Source organism: Streptomyces sp. NPDC050439 (assembly GCF_040655335.1).
Classification (GTDB): Bacteria; Actinomycetota; Actinomycetes; order Streptomycetales; family Streptomycetaceae; genus Streptomyces.
Genome location: NZ_JBFAJT010000001.1, coordinates 90,691 through 106,000, shown reverse-complemented (window position 1 = coordinate 106,000; position 15,310 = coordinate 90,691). Strand labels below are relative to the sequence as shown.

Sequence of the window (15,310 nt, the reverse complement as noted above, 5' to 3'; positions counted from 1 at the left end):
TGCACCCCGAGCGTTCGCCGGTCGCGGGGCGTTGATCGCGAGGCGTCTCGCGGGAAGCCGTCCTACCTGGCGCTGCGCGGTGGGCCGCTGGTCGCGCGTTTCTCGAGGCGGTGCGGGATCACTATGTCCAGCGGTGGGACGGTAGATGCAGGGCTGTAGATGCGATCTGCCAGGCACTGCAGGGCTCGTTCCGCGATTTGACGCTTGTCAGGGACCACGGTGGTCAGGGGCGGGTTGGCGTACTGCCCGTCCTCGATGCCGTCGAACCCCACCACGGCAATGTCCTGGGGGATACGGACGCCCTGCTGGTGGGCGACGTGGAGGGCGCCGAGGGCGAGTTCGTCACTGAACGCGAAGATGGCGTCGGGACGTGTGGGCTCCTGGAGAAGAGCCGTCATGGCCGCGGCGCCGTCTGCGCGGTGCAGGGTGGTCACCGCTTTTTCCAGGCCGGAGTCCTGTGGCAGGCCGGCACGCCGCAATGCTTGGTGATAGCCGGCCAGGCGCTGCCTTGCCGTCTCGTTGTGCAGGTGGGGCTGCAGGCCGATCGCGGCGATGCGTCTGCGTCCGGACTCGATCAGGTGACTCGTGGCTTCGTCGGCGGCAAGGACGTTGTCGACGGCGACGCGGTCGGCCAACCCGTGGGGCGGCTGCTCGCCAAGGAGGATGACCGGTACGTCGCGGGAGCGGTCTTTGAGCTCTCCTGGGCCCAGCGACCACGGACTGATGATGAGTCCGTCGACCAGGCGGTCGCCGGCGCCTTCCAGGAGGCGCTTTTCTGCCTCGGGGTCGCCGAAGGTCTGGTCGATGACGACGGTCCACGAACGCTGTTGGGCGGCATCGACGATGAGGCTGGCGAGTTCGCCGAAGTAGGGCGAGTGGAGTTCGGGAATGGCCAGGCCGATGAGCCCGGTGCGGCCGGCCCGCAGATTGCGCGCGGCGATGTTGGGACGGTAGCCCAACTGGTCCAGAGCGGCCTGCACCCGGGCGCGCGTCTCCTCGGCGACGGGGACAGACCCGCTGACCACATTGGAAACGGTTCGGGGCGAGACGCCTGCGAGGGCGGCGACGTCCTTCAGGCGACTGCTCACGGCTCACATCCTCGCATGCGGCGACGGCCGAAACAAAGATCCGATTCTGGCTATTGCCACGTTGCAATCACCGTTGCAAGATGAGCGGCGTCATCCAGCGCAAGGAGGCGCAGCATGAGCGTGCACACTTTCCCCGGCGTCACCGCCGGCGACCTGGACATCGATGTGTCGGCGGACGTGCAGAGCCTGTACACGGAGGGCATCACGGCACGGAAGGGGGCGTTCACGAAGGAGTGGGCGGACCGGCTCGGCGACGACGTGAACCGGGCGTTCGCGGAGGCTCTGCAGCGCCCGGACGGTGCCGTGGGCCGTGGACCGAACCGCTTTTACGTGGAAATCCACCCCGAGCAGATCAGGGGCTTCGTGGACCTGGTGGACCACCCGTGGGTGCGTTCGCTGTGCACCGCGACGCTGGGCCCCGACTACCGCATCGTGGAGCTTGGCTTCGACGTGCCCCTGGAAGGCGCCGTGAACCAGCCCTGGCACCGCGATTTCCCCATCCCGCAGGAGACGCAACGCGAGCGGCGCCTGACCTCCCTGGCCATCAATGTGACCACGGTCGACACGGCCGAGGACATGGGCCCTTTCGAGATCGCACCAGGCACCCAGTGGGACGACGGCCCGGACTTCGAGCACGGCATGTTCCCGCCCAAGTCTCTCTACGGCCGCTACGAGGAACGGGCCGTGCGCAAGTATCCGCAGCGCGGTGACATCTCGGCCCGGACCGCGCTGACGATCCACCGGGGCACCACCAACCATTCCGCCAAGCCCCGCCCCGTGCTCATCCTGGGCGTGGACGGCCCCGCGGCGAACAACGGTGACCGTCACGACACCGCCGTGACCTCCGGCTACTGGAAGTCGCTGCCCGAGCGGGTACGCCGGCACTTGCACTGCCCCATCGTGGACGAGCTGACGCCGATGACGCAGAAGCACACCATCGAGGGCTTGGTCATGGGCGATGCCTGAGGTCCTCACCCCGGCACCGAAATCCCCGCACGCCACAGCCCGTCAGCCGGCTCTGGTCTACGCGGTGGCCGCCGTCTCCGCCGTCGGTGGCCTGCTCTTCGGTTACGACACCGGCATCATCTCCGGCGCCCTGCTGTATCTGCGGGAGGACCTCGAGCTGTCCTCACGCGGGCAGGAGATCGTGGTCAGCGTCATCCTGGTCGGTGCCATGGTCGGCGCCCTGGGTTCGGGACGTCTCGCGGGGCGCTTCGGACGGCGACGGGTGGTCCTGTGGGTGGCCGCCGTGTTCGCGCTGGGCGCTGTGGGGGCCGCCGTGGCCCCGGGAGCCGAAGCGCTCGTCGCCGCGCGCTTCGTCCTGGGCCTGGCCGTGGGCGGAGCATCGAACATGGTTCCCGTCTACATCGCCGAGGTGGCGCCGGCCGCCATCCGGGGTCGGCTCATGGTCCTGTTCCAACTCATGGTCGCCATCGGCCAGTTGCTCGCCTACCTGTGCGGCTGGCTGTTCGCCGGCAGCGGGGGATGGCGCATCATGTTCGCCCTGGCTGTCATCCCTGCGATCGTGCTGGCCGTCGGCATGGTCAAGCTGCCGGAGAGCCCGCGCTGGCTCGTGGACAACAAACGCGAAGGTGAAGCGGAGGCGGTCCTGCGACGGCTGCGTCCGCAGGGTGCAGACGTCGCAGCAGAGATCGCCGGCATCCGAGACATCGCCACCGCCGCACCACCGGTGCATCGGCGCGCCATGACGCAGCCCTGGGTGCGCCCCGCCTTGGTCGTCGCTCTGGGAGTTGCCGCCTTCTCCCAGCTCACCGGCATCAACGCGATCGTCTACTACGCCCCGACCATGCTGTCGGATGCCGGGTTCGGCGATTCCGTTGCTCTGCTGACCGGAATCGGAATCGGAGTGATGCTCGTCGTGGCGGGCATCAGCGGCGCGATCGCCGTGGACGCGAGGTGTTCATCCCGCTGTCCGGGCTCTCCATGACCGTCCTGGGCGTCGCCTTCCTCGTGGGCGACTCCACCGCCCAGCACTGGGTCGTCATCGTCTCGCTGTTCGCCTACATCCTCTGCAACGGGATCGGAATGCAGTCGGTCGTGTGGCTGATCGCCCCGGAAATCCTTCCCCTGAGCGTGCGCGGACCCGCGACGAGCCTGGCCACGCTCACGGTCTGGGGGTTCGACCTGCTGATCGCGGTCACCGCGCTCAGCGCGATCAACGCCATCGGCCGATCGGGCACCTTCTTCGTCTACGCGGCCATGAACGTCCTGTGCGTGGTGTTCGTCCTGCTCAAGGTCCCAGAGACACGCAACAAGTCCCTGGAAGACATCGAAAAGGCTCTCCGGGCCCCGGGCCCCTTGCGCCAGAACCTGCTCTGACGGAGCCATACGCTGAGGTCTGACTCGCAGAGGTGTGTACCCGCTGCAGGTGGTGGCGAAGGTCGGAGTGTTCGGAGTGTTCAGTGTCTGCGTGGCTGTCTCTGCTGTTGCGCCCCGAAGATGAGGTCTCTAAACGCGTCTCAGCGATAGGTGCGTCCGGCCAAGGCAGTGTTGTTTGGTTCGCTAAGGAGCTGCTTGCGCCGTGGATAAAGAAGCCTTGGCAGAGGCGATAGCGGAATTCTCGTACCTCTGGAACGGCGAGGAGCCGCCGTGGTTAACCCGCGACAGATGAGCGCTGCAGGAGTGCTGCGTGGACCCGAGGCGGGTTTGGTGTGGCGTGAGGGAGTGGGGCCACGAAGAACTCGAATTGGTACTCCTGCTCGCTGACCGCTGCCACCGCGCCGAGGTCACTTCTCAGGAAAACCCATGAGGCTTCTCTGGCCCGGCGGATCGTGGCGAACCAGCCGGGCGGCATGCAAAACTCGATCCACGGTGCGACGTCGAGGTCGGTGAGCAGGAAGGCCGACGTGTGAAATCCGTGCCGGGCAAGGAGCTCCTGCACCCAGGCGTCCAGATGCTCTTGGGGGACCGAGTCGTTCAACGTCGCGGCGGGCTCATGGGACATGCTCCAAAACCCTCGTACGGCATCCAGCACCCCGGCGGGTACCTCGGGGGTTGCCAGGGTGGGCGCCGTGACGATCTCGGAGGCATCGTGCAGCAGGCGCTCCAACTCCTGCCTCTCGCGCCGCTCTTTGAGGCGTTGCCGTACTTCGCTGGTCACGTCTGCCCTTGCTTGTCAGGGGGATGGTGTGGGGGCCGAAGTGCCTGGTGCGTGTTGGTCCCTCGCGTTCGTAATCGAGGTTGCATTCGTCTGGCGCGCTGTCAACACACCCGGGCCACCGCCAAGTTCTCCTGACAGGCGCGCATCGGCGGTCGGCCAGGCCCAACTTCTCCAACCACGCCCCGCACCCGTCGGTCATCTGCCAGACCCAGACGCTCGCCGCAGCTGCGCCACGCAGGAACAGTATCGGCCCACCCGAGCTGCTTCATGGCGGTGCGATCGTCTGCCCCGGTACGGATCCGGTATGGGATGAGCTGTCTCACTTCGTCATCGCCTCGTGTGCCGCACGTGCCGCAGCGATCACTGTCCTCCAGCCGTCGGAGCGGACCATTTCGGCGTCGCTTGGCGACGTGGGCGAGAGGGTGGCGTCGAGGGCAGCCCTCTGCCTATTCATGGCTGCGACTTCTCGGCTGTCGGCCAGGATGTACCCGACTCGCCCCTCCGGCTGCTCCAGGAGCCTGGTGTCATCGAAGGAATCCAAGACCTCGTCGATGGCTGAGTCGTTGGCATCGGCGCTGGACCAGTTCGCTTCCTGCCAATCCCGATCGGCCATCGTAGAAAGCCAGTCGATGAGCTGGGTGCGAAGCCATGGAGTCCGCAGGTGCTGCTCCACACCGGACATCCCAGGACCTCCAATCGTTCCACCGGCATGCCAGGTTGCGTCCCTTCGTGTATTCGCTGTGGGACCCAGCTCTACGGTGGTCCCACCGCCCGGCGGGCAGGTCCAGATCCAGGCCCAGGACGTTGCCGCCCGGCAGCACCGCAAGGCGTAGGGCGCCACCCCGTCTCACACCCCCAGGATGCGGGAGAGCCCGTAGTCGAAGCGCTCGTCGAAGGAGGTGTCCTCGAAGTACGCGGCGGCTCGGGACAGCGAGGGGTATTCGCCGGTGTCCAGCTGTCGTGCGAACGCCGGGCCCTTCGCGTCAGGAAGCGCCTGTTCCTCCTGGGCCAGCCCCAAGGCGAAGTAGACAAGGCTCCAGCCGGTCCAGACCGCCTCGCGTTCCGTCAGCCCGCCGGCCAGCAGCGCCTCGGTCATCAGGTCGGCGAAGCGGAGGGTGGCGGGTTCCGCGGCGTAGGTTCCGGCAACGATTCTGGCCCCGTCCCGGTGGGCCAGCAAGGCGCGGCGGTAGCGGTGGAGCAGTTCGCGCACCCGGGGTTCCCAGGGCTCGGGCAGTCCGTCCACCGGCGCCTTGGCCACGATCGCGTCCGCCATCAGCTCCGACAGCCGCGCCTTGGTCTTCGCATGCCAGAGCACGGTGTTCATCCGGACGCCGAGCCGGTCCGCGATGCCGCGGATCGAGAGCCCGTCCGCGCCTTTCTCGTCCAACAGTTCCAGGGCCGCTCGCACCACCGTCTCGGGGTCGAGCCGAGTGCGGGCGAGGTTCGCCGCTTGCTTCTTGGTCACCGACCTAGTCTACTGGGCGCACGCCTTCTTGGTCACTGACCAAGAAATTCTTGAGGAGCTGCCATGGAGCACGAGCACGTCGTCATCGCAGGAGGTGGCCCCACCGGGCTGTGGCTGGCCGCCGAACTGCGGCTGGGCGGGATACCCGTCACCGTCCTGGAAGCGCGCCGCGAGCGGGACCCCCACTCCAAGGCACTCACCATTCATCCGCGCACACTGGAGGTACTGGCCACCCGGGGCGTGCTGGAGCCCTTCCTCGCGGAGGGCCGACGCATCCCCAGCGGCCACTTCGGCGGGCTCGACGACCGATTGGACTTCGGGGTCCTCGACACCCCCTACCCCTTCACACTCGCCCTGCCGCAGGCCCGCACCGAGGAACTCCTGGAAGCACACGCGCTTGCGGCCGGAGCCAAGATCCGGCGCGGGCACCAAGTGACCGGACTTACCCAGGACGAAGACGGGGTGGACGAAGACGGGGTGAGCGTGCAGGCAGCCGGCCCAGACGGCCTCTACGCACTGCGCGCCGACTACATCGTCGGCTGCGACGGCACCCGCAGCACCGTGCGCGAAGCAGCGGGCATCGACTTCCCCGGTAACGACGCCACCACCTGGGGCTTCCTGGGCGACGTCGTCCTGGACAACCCGCCGAAGGAAGCGGTGCTGGCCGTGTCAGGGGCCACCGGCGGCGTCATGGTTGTCCCGTTGCCGGGCGGCATCCACCGGATCGTCGGCGGTGACCCGGACAGTAACGACACCGGCCACCCCGGCGAGCTCACCCTCGACGGGCTGCGCGCCAAGGTGACCCGGATCGTCGGCACCGACTTCGGCATGCGTGACCCGAGCTGGCTCTCCCGGTTCGGCAACGCCACCCGTCAGGCTGCCGAGTACCGCAGGGGCCGCGTCCTTCTCGCGGGCGACGCGGCGCACATGCACTACCCGGCCGGAGGTGTGGGCCTCAACGTCGGCATCCAGGACGCCATGAACCTCGGCTGGAAGCTTGCCGCCACCGTGGCAGGCATCGCCCCCGCCGGTCTTCTCGACAGTTACCACACTGAACGCCACCCGGTCGGCGCCGATCTATTGCTCAACACCCGCGCCCAGACGGCTCTGATGAACGGCTATTCGGCGGAGGGTCAGGACCTGCGCACGCTCCTGAGTCAACTCATCGCCACCGTTCCCGAGTTCTCCCGAAACCTGGCCGAACGACTCTCCGCCCTGGCCGTCGCCTACCCGGGCCCCGCACACCACCACCCCCTGACCGGTCACCGCGCACCCAACCTCGAACTCGGCGACAACACAGACCTCTTCACACTGCTCCGGACCGGCCGCCATGTCCTGCTGCATTTCACCGGCACCCCGGCACAGCCCTCCACCGCCCACGTCGTCACGCACACTGCACACCGGCCCGACCCGCGCCCCGCCTGGTCCACCGTGCGGGCCGCGCTCATCCGCCCCGACGGCCACGTCGCCTGGGCAAGCGAACAGCCCGACACCGAAGTTCTGCGCGCCGAGGCACATGCGGCGATATCCGCGACTCACAGCTGACCAGGACGCTGCCGATAGCGATGGCCACGGAGTCCACTGATGCTGCTGCGGCACTCCACTCGCAGAGGCGCGAACTACGGGCACCGCGGGTTCGCCGCCGGCACTCTCGGCCCCAGTCGGCTCCGAAGCTCCACGTCGAGCGGGCCGCCCGTCGTAAGGGCAGTTACTCCGTCGGGGGTACCCATGCATTCGTCGCAGGCGGCTCTGCGGCGGGAGTTGCCTCACCCATGTCGGCCACATCGATGTCGGCCTCGCAGCCTTCGGGGATTTTGTCGCTGGAAGTCGCGCAGGCTGAGGGGTCGACATCGGGTGCGCCCCCGTCCGCCGCCTGGCGCTGGCTCTTGCCCTGTTCGTCCGAGGTCGAGGTGCCGGAGGGCGGGTTGCCGTCCGAGGGTGACGAGCACGCTGCCGAGCCCATCACCGTGCAGAGGATCAAAGCGGCCGAAGCTGCAGCAGTACGAGTACGCATGTAGTAAGTCCCCCCAACACGGACGCGGAGTGTCCGGCCCGTCAGTCGATCAACCATGCCACCTTGAGTGCTGCTGTTGGCGTGGCAGGTGTGAAGAAATGCAGGCTGCCTGACGCGTGAACCGCGGGTACCCCTACCGCCTGGGCCGCCCGCAAGCTCGAAGGTCACCGAGGCGGCCACCACGACGAAGCTCCTCGCTCTCCTCACGGGCACCTTCGCCCTGCTTTGGTGCTGACCCATGCTGCCGTCAGCCGGGCGGTTGCCCAGCCGTTTCCGCGCCATGCATCCGGTGCTCCGTTCGGCTGCTGCCACCGGAGCGGGCAGTGACGCAGCAAGCCGGGCGGACCTGATACGGGATCAGGACCGCCCGGCCGACGTGCGCGGGGAAGGAAGGTCAGCAGCTCAGGTTGGAGCCCGGCGTGGTGCCGAGGATCTGGGTGAACTGCTTGTAGCGGTCGACGCGGCTCTGGACCTGGCCGGGGTTGCCGCCGTTGCACTCCAGGCTGCCGTTGATGGCGCGGATGGTCTCACCGAAACCGCGGCTGTTGACCATGGCGTTGTGCGGCGTCATGGTGCCCGGACCCGACTGCGTGTTCCAGTACCAAAGGCCGGTCTTCCAGGCGACCGCCGGGTCGCGCTCCACCAGGTAGGGGTTTCGCAGGAGATCGATGCCGAGCGCGTCGCCCGCCGCCTTGTAGTTGAAGTTCCAGCTCAGCTGAATCGGGCCGCGGCCGTAGTACGCGGCCTGCCCAGCGGGGCAGCCGTAGGGCTGGTTGGCGTCGCAGTAGTGCGGGTAATTGGCCTGGTTCTGCTCGACGATGTGCACCAGACCGCCGGTCTCGTGGTGGACGTTGGCGAGGAACGCCGCTGCTTCCTGGCGCTTGATGGTGTCGCTGCCGGTGTTGGCGAAGGCCGGGTACGCCTTGAGTGCGTCGGTCAGGCCCTTGTATGTGTAGAACGAGTTCCGGCTCGGGAACATCTGGTTGAACTGCGCCTGGCTGACCACGAATCCTGATGGGTCGGGGTTGCCCGGGTCGGTGCCGCCGCCGCAGGTGCCCGCGTCCGTCCAGACGTCGCTGCGGCCCGGCGTTTCGTTCTGAGTCCACCACTTGGCGGTCCAGTTGTGCCCGTTGTACGAGGCGGTGTTGCCGCCGGTGTAGACGGAAGAGGAGTTCCAGGGGGTGGCGCACGCGGCGGCGGCCGCCGTGGCGGCCGCCGGGCCAATGACGATCATCGCGCAGAGCGCAGCCAGTGCTGCTGCGAAACTGATGAGACGTTTGATCACGCGGCATCTCCGATCGGGCGAACTGGCGGCGGACTCCACGCCGCTATGGGGGTGTCGGTGACTCAAGCGAAATGGTCTGGACCTGTCAAGGTCTGGACCAATTTTGGTGCACGGCTGACCGGAATTCGCCGCGCGCCGCCGCCTGCACAGAACAGATCACGACAAACGAGGAAGCCGACAATCGAGGAAGCCGCTCCCGCGTCCTGTCCCGGCGCGTGGTGCGCGGGTGCTGAGGCGGCCGGGATGCGTCGTCCGTGATTCCTCGACGTGGCCGCGCGTATCCCTACGGGGGGGGCGGCGGGAACGCCGCCAGCAGGGACGACACGCATGGGGCACAGAAAGCAGCCACGCCGCCGTTAAGGTCGATCAATCCGGTCGCCGCACACCGGCGAGGTGGCAGGTTCTGCCAAAGGGTGCGGTGCAACAGGCCGACAGCAGACGCCCCCACTTCACCGGCTGTTGATGCTCCGTCAATCCGGGACTTCTAGGTTCCGCAAGCACCCTCGCGACCCCGCCGCCCGACCGGTGCGGCAGGGACGGTCACGAACCCCTGGAGTGATCAAGTGGAACGTCGTAGTTTCCTGCGCGGAGCAGTCGTCGGCGGCACAGCAGCGACATTCGGCTACACGCTCATGCAGGGCGCGGCCTACGCGGCGCCGGCACAGAAGGGCCCCGGCCCGTACGGCGCGCTCGGCACGGCAGACTCCAACGGCATCCAGCTGCCCAGCGGCTTCACCAGCCGGGTGATCGCCCGGTCCGGCCAGAAGGTCGGCTCCACCACCTACACCTGGCACCACGCCCCCGACGGCGGGGCCTGTTTCGCCGACGGCACAGGCTGGATCTACGTCTCCAACTCGGAGATTTCCGACACCGGCGGCGCGGGCGCGATCAGGTTCAACTCGACGGGCTCCATCACCGGCTCGTACCGGATCCTGTCCAACACCAACCGCAACTGCGCCGGCGGGGCGACCCCGTGGAACACCTGGCTGTCCTGCGAGGAGGTCAGCAACGGCTATGTCTACGAGACCGACCCGTGGGGCGTGAAGGCCGCCGTGCGCCGCGCTGCCATGGGCCGCTTCAACCACGAGGCGGCGGCCGCCGACCCGGTCCGCAAGGTGATCTACCTGACGGAGGACGCGTCGGACGGCTGCTTCTACCGGTTCGTTCCGTCCGCATGGGGCGACCTGTCGGCGGGCACGCTCCAGGTCCTCAAGGCCGGAACGTCTACCTCCGGCAGCTTCACCTGGGCGACCGTGCCCGACCCGGACGGCTCGCCCACCCCCACCCGCGACCAGGTCTCCGGCGCCAAGCTGTTCAACGGCGGAGAGGGCTGTCACTACGCCAACGGCACCGTCTGGTTCACCACCAAGGGCGATGGCCGCGTCTGGCAGCTCGACGTGGCCGCCGGCACCTATGAGCTGGCCTACGACGACTCCCTGGTCGTCGGTGGCGCGGCCCCGCTGACCGGTGTCGACAACGTCACCGGTTCATCCTCCGGCGACCTGTACATCGCGGAGGACGGCGGGAACATGGAGATCTGCATCATCACGCCGGACGACGTGGTCGCGTCGTTCCTGCGGATCACCGGCCAGTCCTCCTCGGAGATCTGCGGCCCGGCCTTCTCACCGGACGGCAAGCGCCTGTACTTCTCCAGCCAGCGTGGTACGAGCGGCAGCTCATCCGGCGGCATCACCTACGAAGTCACAGGCCCCTTCCGCAGCTGACCGATCCGCAGTCCTGAGCCGCATGTGCGCGCCGCAACAGCACAGTGCGCCTGAAGCGGGGCACTCGGGCCGTCGACACTACCCTGACGAATGCCGTCTGGAGTGCCCAACTCCGCCATGCACTGGCCGCGTTGAGGCCGCTTGCGCATGAGTTGCTGTGAGTAGTGGATGCACACCGGGGAACGTCGTTCGCCCGAGCCGTATGGGGGCGGCCCGGGCGACGGCACACCGCTCAGGCGCGAGTGGTGGCCGGCAGCCGCCGCGAGGTGCGCCAGCCTGTGGAGGGTCGTTCCGCAAGCTGGCTCACGCGCGCCGTCCAGGCCGCCGACCACTCGACGACGAAGCGCTGCGTCTACCGACCTCGGCAGCGCCTCCACGGCGTGGATGGCCACATGCGCCGACGACCCCGCGGGGTTGGTTCTGGAGCGAGGCGGTGACGACCTGATTCCTGTCATGTAGGTGGCCCGTGCGGACGGATGACCTTGAACAATGCGTCGAACCTGGGGGCTGCAGCCGCCTAGTCAGGCCAGGGGCGTGGCCAGGCGCTCCATGGCGATCATGGCGGCGTCGTCGTTCAGATGCCCGCCCACGTGGTGCAGCAGATCGCGGCGGAAGCGGTGCAGGAAGGCGTCGGGGCCGTTCTCGGTCCAGCCTGTGATGCGCTCGGCGAGCGGGTAGAAGGTGCCGTTGGAGTCGCGGGCCTCGGTGACGCCGTCCGTGTAGAGCAGCAGAAGGTCTCCAGGCTCGAACTGGAAGCTTTCGACATGGTGGCGCGGGTGGGCCAGTTCGCCCAGGCCCAGCGGCGGCGCGGGATGAAGGGCATCCATCGTCTGCGGCCGGCCGTCGCGGAGGACGACCGGCGGCGGGTGCCCGCAGGAAATCATCTGGACCCGGGTGTCGCCGTCGGGGATGTCCAGGATGGTGGCGGTGATGAACGTTTCTCCGTAGCGGTCTGCCTCGCCCGGTTCCATCAGGTCCCAGCACACGCTTCGATCGAGGTAGGTCACCAGCTCGTCCAGGCTCGCCTGGCGGTGAGCCGCGACGCGGAACGCTCCGAGCAGCAGGGCGGCGTCGTTGACCGCCGTCATCCCCTTGCCCCGCACGTCGCCGACGATCAGCCGGGTGCCGGAGGTGGTGCGCGCCGCCGCGTACAGATCCCCGCCGATCTGGGCCTCGGCCTCCGCGGCGAGGTAGAAAGAGACGATGCGCAGCGGCCCGAGCCGCGTGGGCAGCGGAGGCAGGACCACACGCTGGGCTGCCTCGGACACGTACCGTACCTGGGTCAGCTCGTTGGCGCGGCGCTCCCGCAGTACGCAGAAGATCACGAGGCTCGTGCCGACCAGCACCAGGGCGATGATCTGAGCCTCGTGATTGGCCGACAACAACTCCTTGGGGTCGCGCAACACCCCGATCGTCGTCTGAGCGACCACCGCCAGCGCGGCGACCAGTCCCACCGCCCGGGGTCCGCCGAACGATGGTGTGATCGCCGGCGCCGCGACGAGCAGCGGCCCCAAATGAATGTCGGGTGGCGCCAGGACGTCGATCACGGACACCGCAACGATCCACGCGATCGGGATGGCGACAAGCGCCCGGCCCGCTCGCAGAGGTCGGCGCATTCCTTCGGGACGCTGCGGCATGGTTCCTCTCTACACCGCCCTTGTCCCGCCTGCACCGGCAGAAGTGAGCGGCCCGGGCGGCGGTGCCTCTATGCCGGTCGGTCCGGTGATGGCGGAAGGTCCCGCAGAGTGTTGTGTAGCGCCCTGTACTCATCGCTACGATGGGGGTATGGCGAAGAAGCAGATCAACGTGAGAGTCGACGAAGCCGTGTACTCCGGCATCGAGGAACGCGCGGCGGCCGCCGGAATGGAAGTCAACGAGTACGCCCGCCAGCTGCTCGTCGATGAGGCCAACGATCTGCGCCACCGTTTCCTCGTCGCGGGCGATCACTTCGCCGGCGAATGGGCCGACCACTTCGAGGTGCGTTTCGGCGCCGACAGTCAGGGCGCTGCCGCCACCCGCAAGGCCGGCCGCGCGGCGTGATCGTGCACATCGACCGGGCCTGGCTCCTGGACCTGGCCCACCACAGCCTGCCTGCAGACCCGCAAGTGACTGACTTCGGCAGCCTGCAGGCCGCCGTCGCCCGCCACACCGACAAGGTGATGGACGTCTACGTTTACGGCGAACCGCACCACCGGGCGGCGGCCCTCATGCACCAGCTGGTGCGTGTCCCCGCGCTGGAGGCACGCAACAAGCTGTTCGCCGCCGTCGTCGCCGCCTCCTATCTGAGCGCATCGGGACTGTTTGTCACCGTCGGAGCCAAGACGGCCGCCGACCTGGCCGAACGTATCGACCGTGACGCCCTGGACGTACGCAGCGCGGCCGCCGAGATCCGCTCCTGGACGCAGACCTGAGCGGCAGCGGTCCCTCAAGGCGCGCCGTCCGGGTAGGCGGAGCACACTGCCTGCCTGGATGCTGAGCCGGGGGAGAACAGGTCCGCTCTACAGCTTCGGGCACCTGTTGCCGAACACAGCGAGCCCTCCGCGCGGGACGGTGTACCGGAGCCCAGTCTCGCCCTTTGACTCCTGGGCGCAGAAGTGACGACTCTCGTTGCTCACACCGTGCATCTCGATTGGGTCTGGCGGCGCGGGCCAGCTCGGCTGCGGTCGCGGTCATTGAGTCCACCGCCCGGGTCCGCCGCTGCGCCAGGTGATGTGTGTGGAGGGGATGATGTCTATGTCCAGCCAGGCTTGGAGGTCGGCCTCCTGCATCGGCGGTGGCAGGTCATGCCCACAGGAGCACAGTCACGTCATCGGAGGCCTGGTAGACGCTCCCCGTGGCGATTCTCGTGTAGGCGCTGTGGCCGTGGTGGAGAGAGGTGTAGGAATGCGTCACGAGGCGGAGTGCTGCGGCGTGCTGGCGGGGAAGCAGTGCGTCGGCGTCGGCGAACCGCACGTAGAGGAAGTTCGTGTCGTTCCTGATTGTCTTGCCGAGATCCGGCCCGTACCAGTACTGGTGACGGCTGCGGTCGCCCACGCGCGGGGCCAACGCTTGGACAGCCTCATCAGTGTCCAGCGCATCCGCCCACGGCTGGAACAGGGAATGCAACGGCGCTTCCGTATCTCCCCGGTCGCGGCGGTCGGCGGACCGGGCCGCCGTGTGGTGCTTGTCTTCGTAGCGCTGGACCTCTTCCTCCAGCAGGTGGGCAGAGTACGGCGGCGCATCCTTCAGCCAATCCCGTACCTCGTGGGCTCGCAGTTCCCTCTGCCTACGCTCTTCCTTCCTCTGCGCTTCGAACCGTTTTCCAAGACACGAGGAGCAGGTGATACGTGGCTGGTTGAAGCCCACCCTCCAGCTCACCGGGTGGCGTTGACCGCAGACATCGCAACGTCGTCTCACGGGCACAGGCTAGTCAGAACAGCCGAAAAGGGAGTCCGGTACTACGCAAATGAGATGCCCAGGAAGCGTCTCGACAGCGCATCAGCCGGGCATCACACAAAGGATGTTGGTGAACTTCAGATGGTCACGTTCTGGCAGAGGCACTGGAATTGACTGGTGCGACGAGGGGCCTGGGCGGGAAAGTTCCAGGTGGGAAATGCCCGCCGAGTCAGACGATGTTGGTTCCGGCTGCGGTGAGGACGTGCTGGATGTGGGTCTTCGCGATGCCGGCCGTAGTAGCGGCAGTGCCGGAGACCGTGGGCGTGCACGTCTCCGAGACAGTTGCCTCGCTGCCGGCGCGGATCACGTAGTGCGGCTGCCACTGCGAGGTGTCCTGCTCGTGCCGGACCCGAGTCTGAATCTTTTGCAGATGTTGCGGCAGCAGGGTGCGGTGGCGGCTCTGTCCGTCGGCAATGCCGGTGCACTCCAGCCGGCCGACGTACGCCCGGCAGGCGGGCGTGGGAACAGGACGAGGACGGACAGCCGCTCGGAACAGCTCGCCCAGCATGGGTCGCCGAGATGGCGGACGGCTAGCGGACGGCTAGGGGAGACCCATGCCTGGTGGCTGGGCGCCGAGGACGAGGACAGGTGGGCATGGTCCGCCGTTCGAGGCCCCGACTACCCGCTCCGGGCCGTCACGGCGAGGCGCCGGGGGCGCGGTGTGGCGCTGACGGCACATCACTGTGTGGCACACCGATGCCTCCTTTCATTGGCGGTGCAGCCATCTGCAGCCCCAATGGCGCCATCAGCATGAGGCCGTTGGCGGGCTGCGGCTGCGGTTGCGCGCCGGTGACTGCGAGCCGCAGGTGGCCCTTGGAGCGCTGGGGGCGGGCCAGGCGGCCGTCGGACGGTGTCGGCTGCGCAGTGCTGTGACGTGCAGTGGTCAAGTCTGGCTGGGAGTGGTCGGGGGTGGTGCGGAGGCCGGTGGTCGACATCTACCACCGCTAATTCCGGAGGCTGATGGACCATCAACCGACACGGTGCAGCATCTCTGCTTGGAGCACCTGGTTTCGCGGAGCGGCCGGGCGGACCGGCTAACGATGGGTGTATTGCGCTGTTCAGAGCGGTGCGCGATGACATCCGTCGAAGCTTGTGAAGGGTGCGCCTCGCTGCGGTGATGGGCGTGCAGTCGGCGATGGCGCCGCCTGGGTGAGGACTGCGCGGCGAGTGACGGTGCG

Annotated in this window: 15 protein-coding genes; 7 read left to right on the top strand and 8 right to left on the bottom strand. The window is 67.9% G+C overall.

Going from position 1 to position 15,310, the window contains the following annotated elements:
• Nucleotides 1-62: 62 nt before the first annotated feature.
• A complete protein-coding gene (locus AB0I66_RS00510; RefSeq protein ID WP_363205452.1) occupies nucleotides 63-1,088 on the bottom strand; it encodes a LacI family DNA-binding transcriptional regulator in 1,026 nt (341 codons plus the stop codon).
• A gap of 114 nt (nucleotides 1,089-1,202) precedes the next feature.
• Between AB0I66_RS00510 and AB0I66_RS00505 the strand changes: the two genes are divergently transcribed.
• The 3 genes from AB0I66_RS00505 to AB0I66_RS00495 are packed head-to-tail and all read left to right on the top strand — an operon-like array spanning nucleotide 1,203 to nucleotide 3,428.
• Entirely contained in the window at nucleotides 1,203-2,054 is an 852-nt protein-coding gene (locus AB0I66_RS00505; RefSeq protein WP_363205451.1) for a phytanoyl-CoA dioxygenase family protein, read from the top strand.
• Nucleotides 2,047-3,036, top strand: coding sequence for a sugar porter family MFS transporter (locus AB0I66_RS00500; protein WP_363205450.1), 990 nt, complete (start codon nucleotides 2,047-2,049; stop codon nucleotides 3,034-3,036). Before AB0I66_RS00505 ends, AB0I66_RS00500 begins: the two co-directional genes overlap by 8 nt.
• Nucleotides 3,006-3,428 carry an MFS transporter gene (locus AB0I66_RS00495; RefSeq protein WP_363205449.1) on the top strand — a complete coding sequence of 141 codons (423 nt, stop codon included), beginning with the start codon at nucleotides 3,006-3,008 and terminating at the stop codon, nucleotides 3,426-3,428. Before AB0I66_RS00500 ends, AB0I66_RS00495 begins: the two co-directional genes overlap by 31 nt.
• Before the next feature lie 274 nt (nucleotides 3,429-3,702).
• On the opposite strand, the gene AB0I66_RS00490 is transcribed toward AB0I66_RS00495, so the two are convergent.
• The 3 genes from AB0I66_RS00490 to AB0I66_RS00480 form a co-directional block, all read right to left on the bottom strand.
• The gene (locus AB0I66_RS00490) at nucleotides 3,703-4,209 is read right to left on the bottom strand and encodes a hypothetical protein (RefSeq protein ID WP_363205448.1); all 507 of its coding nucleotides are present in this window, start codon (nucleotides 4,207-4,209) and stop codon (nucleotides 3,703-3,705) included.
• Nucleotides 4,210-4,528: 319 nt separating this feature from the next.
• Nucleotides 4,529-4,882: a hypothetical protein gene (locus AB0I66_RS00485; protein ID WP_363205447.1), complete on the bottom strand. Its 354-nt coding sequence runs from the start codon at nucleotides 4,880-4,882 to the stop codon at nucleotides 4,529-4,531.
• Nucleotides 4,883-5,056: 174 nt separating this feature from the next.
• Nucleotides 5,057-5,674 (bottom strand): TetR/AcrR family transcriptional regulator C-terminal domain-containing protein, encoded by a 618-nt coding sequence (locus tag AB0I66_RS00480; RefSeq protein WP_363205446.1) that lies wholly within the window; start codon nucleotides 5,672-5,674, stop codon nucleotides 5,057-5,059.
• Between the two features lie 63 nt (nucleotides 5,675-5,737).
• On the opposite strand from AB0I66_RS00480, the gene AB0I66_RS00475 reads away from it, so the two are divergent.
• On the top strand, nucleotides 5,738-7,219 hold the full coding sequence (locus AB0I66_RS00475; RefSeq protein WP_363205445.1) for an FAD-dependent monooxygenase: 1,482 nt from the start codon (nucleotides 5,738-5,740) through the stop codon (nucleotides 7,217-7,219).
• 863 nt (nucleotides 7,220-8,082) lie between these two features.
• On the opposite strand, the gene AB0I66_RS00470 is transcribed toward AB0I66_RS00475, so the two are convergent.
• The gene (locus tag AB0I66_RS00470; protein ID WP_363205444.1) at nucleotides 8,083-8,973 is read right to left on the bottom strand and encodes a glycoside hydrolase family 19 protein; all 891 of its coding nucleotides are present in this window, start codon (nucleotides 8,971-8,973) and stop codon (nucleotides 8,083-8,085) included.
• Nucleotides 8,974-9,536: 563 nt separating this feature from the next.
• Between AB0I66_RS00470 and AB0I66_RS00465 the strand changes: the two genes are divergently transcribed.
• The gene (locus AB0I66_RS00465) at nucleotides 9,537-10,697 is read left to right on the top strand and encodes an alkaline phosphatase PhoX (protein WP_363205443.1); all 1,161 of its coding nucleotides are present in this window, start codon (nucleotides 9,537-9,539) and stop codon (nucleotides 10,695-10,697) included.
• 521 nt (nucleotides 10,698-11,218) lie between these two features.
• Here the strand turns inward: AB0I66_RS00465 and AB0I66_RS00460 are convergent.
• Nucleotides 11,219-12,334, bottom strand: coding sequence for a PP2C family protein-serine/threonine phosphatase (locus AB0I66_RS00460; protein WP_363205442.1), 1,116 nt, complete (start codon nucleotides 12,332-12,334; stop codon nucleotides 11,219-11,221).
• Nucleotides 12,335-12,482: 148 nt separating this feature from the next.
• Here AB0I66_RS00460 and AB0I66_RS00455 point away from each other — a divergent pair, with 148 nt between their 5' ends.
• Nucleotides 12,483-12,737: a hypothetical protein gene (locus tag AB0I66_RS00455; protein WP_363205441.1), complete on the top strand. Its 255-nt coding sequence runs from the start codon at nucleotides 12,483-12,485 to the stop codon at nucleotides 12,735-12,737.
• Complete coding sequence (locus AB0I66_RS00450) at nucleotides 12,734-13,108, top strand: fic family toxin-antitoxin system, toxin component (protein WP_363205440.1); 375 nt, start codon at nucleotides 12,734-12,736, stop codon at nucleotides 13,106-13,108. Before AB0I66_RS00455 ends, AB0I66_RS00450 begins: the two co-directional genes overlap by 4 nt.
• A 370-nt stretch (nucleotides 13,109-13,478) precedes the next feature.
• Here AB0I66_RS00450 and AB0I66_RS00445 read toward each other — a convergent pair whose 3' ends face one another.
• Together AB0I66_RS00445 and AB0I66_RS00440 are read right to left on the bottom strand one after the other, a co-directional pair.
• Nucleotides 13,479-14,042 (bottom strand): hypothetical protein, encoded by a 564-nt coding sequence (locus tag AB0I66_RS00445; RefSeq protein WP_363205439.1) that lies wholly within the window; start codon nucleotides 14,040-14,042, stop codon nucleotides 13,479-13,481.
• Between the two features lie 259 nt (nucleotides 14,043-14,301).
• Nucleotides 14,302-14,640, bottom strand: a complete 339-nt coding sequence (locus tag AB0I66_RS00440) for a transposase (RefSeq protein ID WP_363205438.1) — start codon at nucleotides 14,638-14,640, stop codon at nucleotides 14,302-14,304.
• Nucleotides 14,641-15,310 lie beyond the last annotated feature (670 nt).

Excerpts from the sequence above, each read along its gene's own strand:
- AB0I66_RS00505 (WP_363205451.1), top strand. The coding sequence starts at position 1,203 with ATGAGCGTGCACACTTTCCCCGGCGTCACCGCCGGCGACCTGGACATC.
- AB0I66_RS00500 (WP_363205450.1), top strand. The coding sequence starts at position 2,047 with ATGCCTGAGGTCCTCACCCCGGCACCGAAATCCCCGCACGCCACAGCC.
- AB0I66_RS00475 (WP_363205445.1), top strand. The coding sequence starts at position 5,738 with ATGGAGCACGAGCACGTCGTCATCGCAGGAGGTGGCCCCACCGGGCTG.
- AB0I66_RS00460 (WP_363205442.1), bottom strand. The coding sequence starts at position 12,334 with ATGCCGCAGCGTCCCGAAGGAATGCGCCGACCTCTGCGAGCGGGCCGG.
- AB0I66_RS00455 (WP_363205441.1), top strand. The coding sequence starts at position 12,483 with ATGGCGAAGAAGCAGATCAACGTGAGAGTCGACGAAGCCGTGTACTCC.
- AB0I66_RS00440 (WP_363205438.1), bottom strand. The coding sequence starts at position 14,640 with ATGCTGGGCGAGCTGTTCCGAGCGGCTGTCCGTCCTCGTCCTGTTCCC.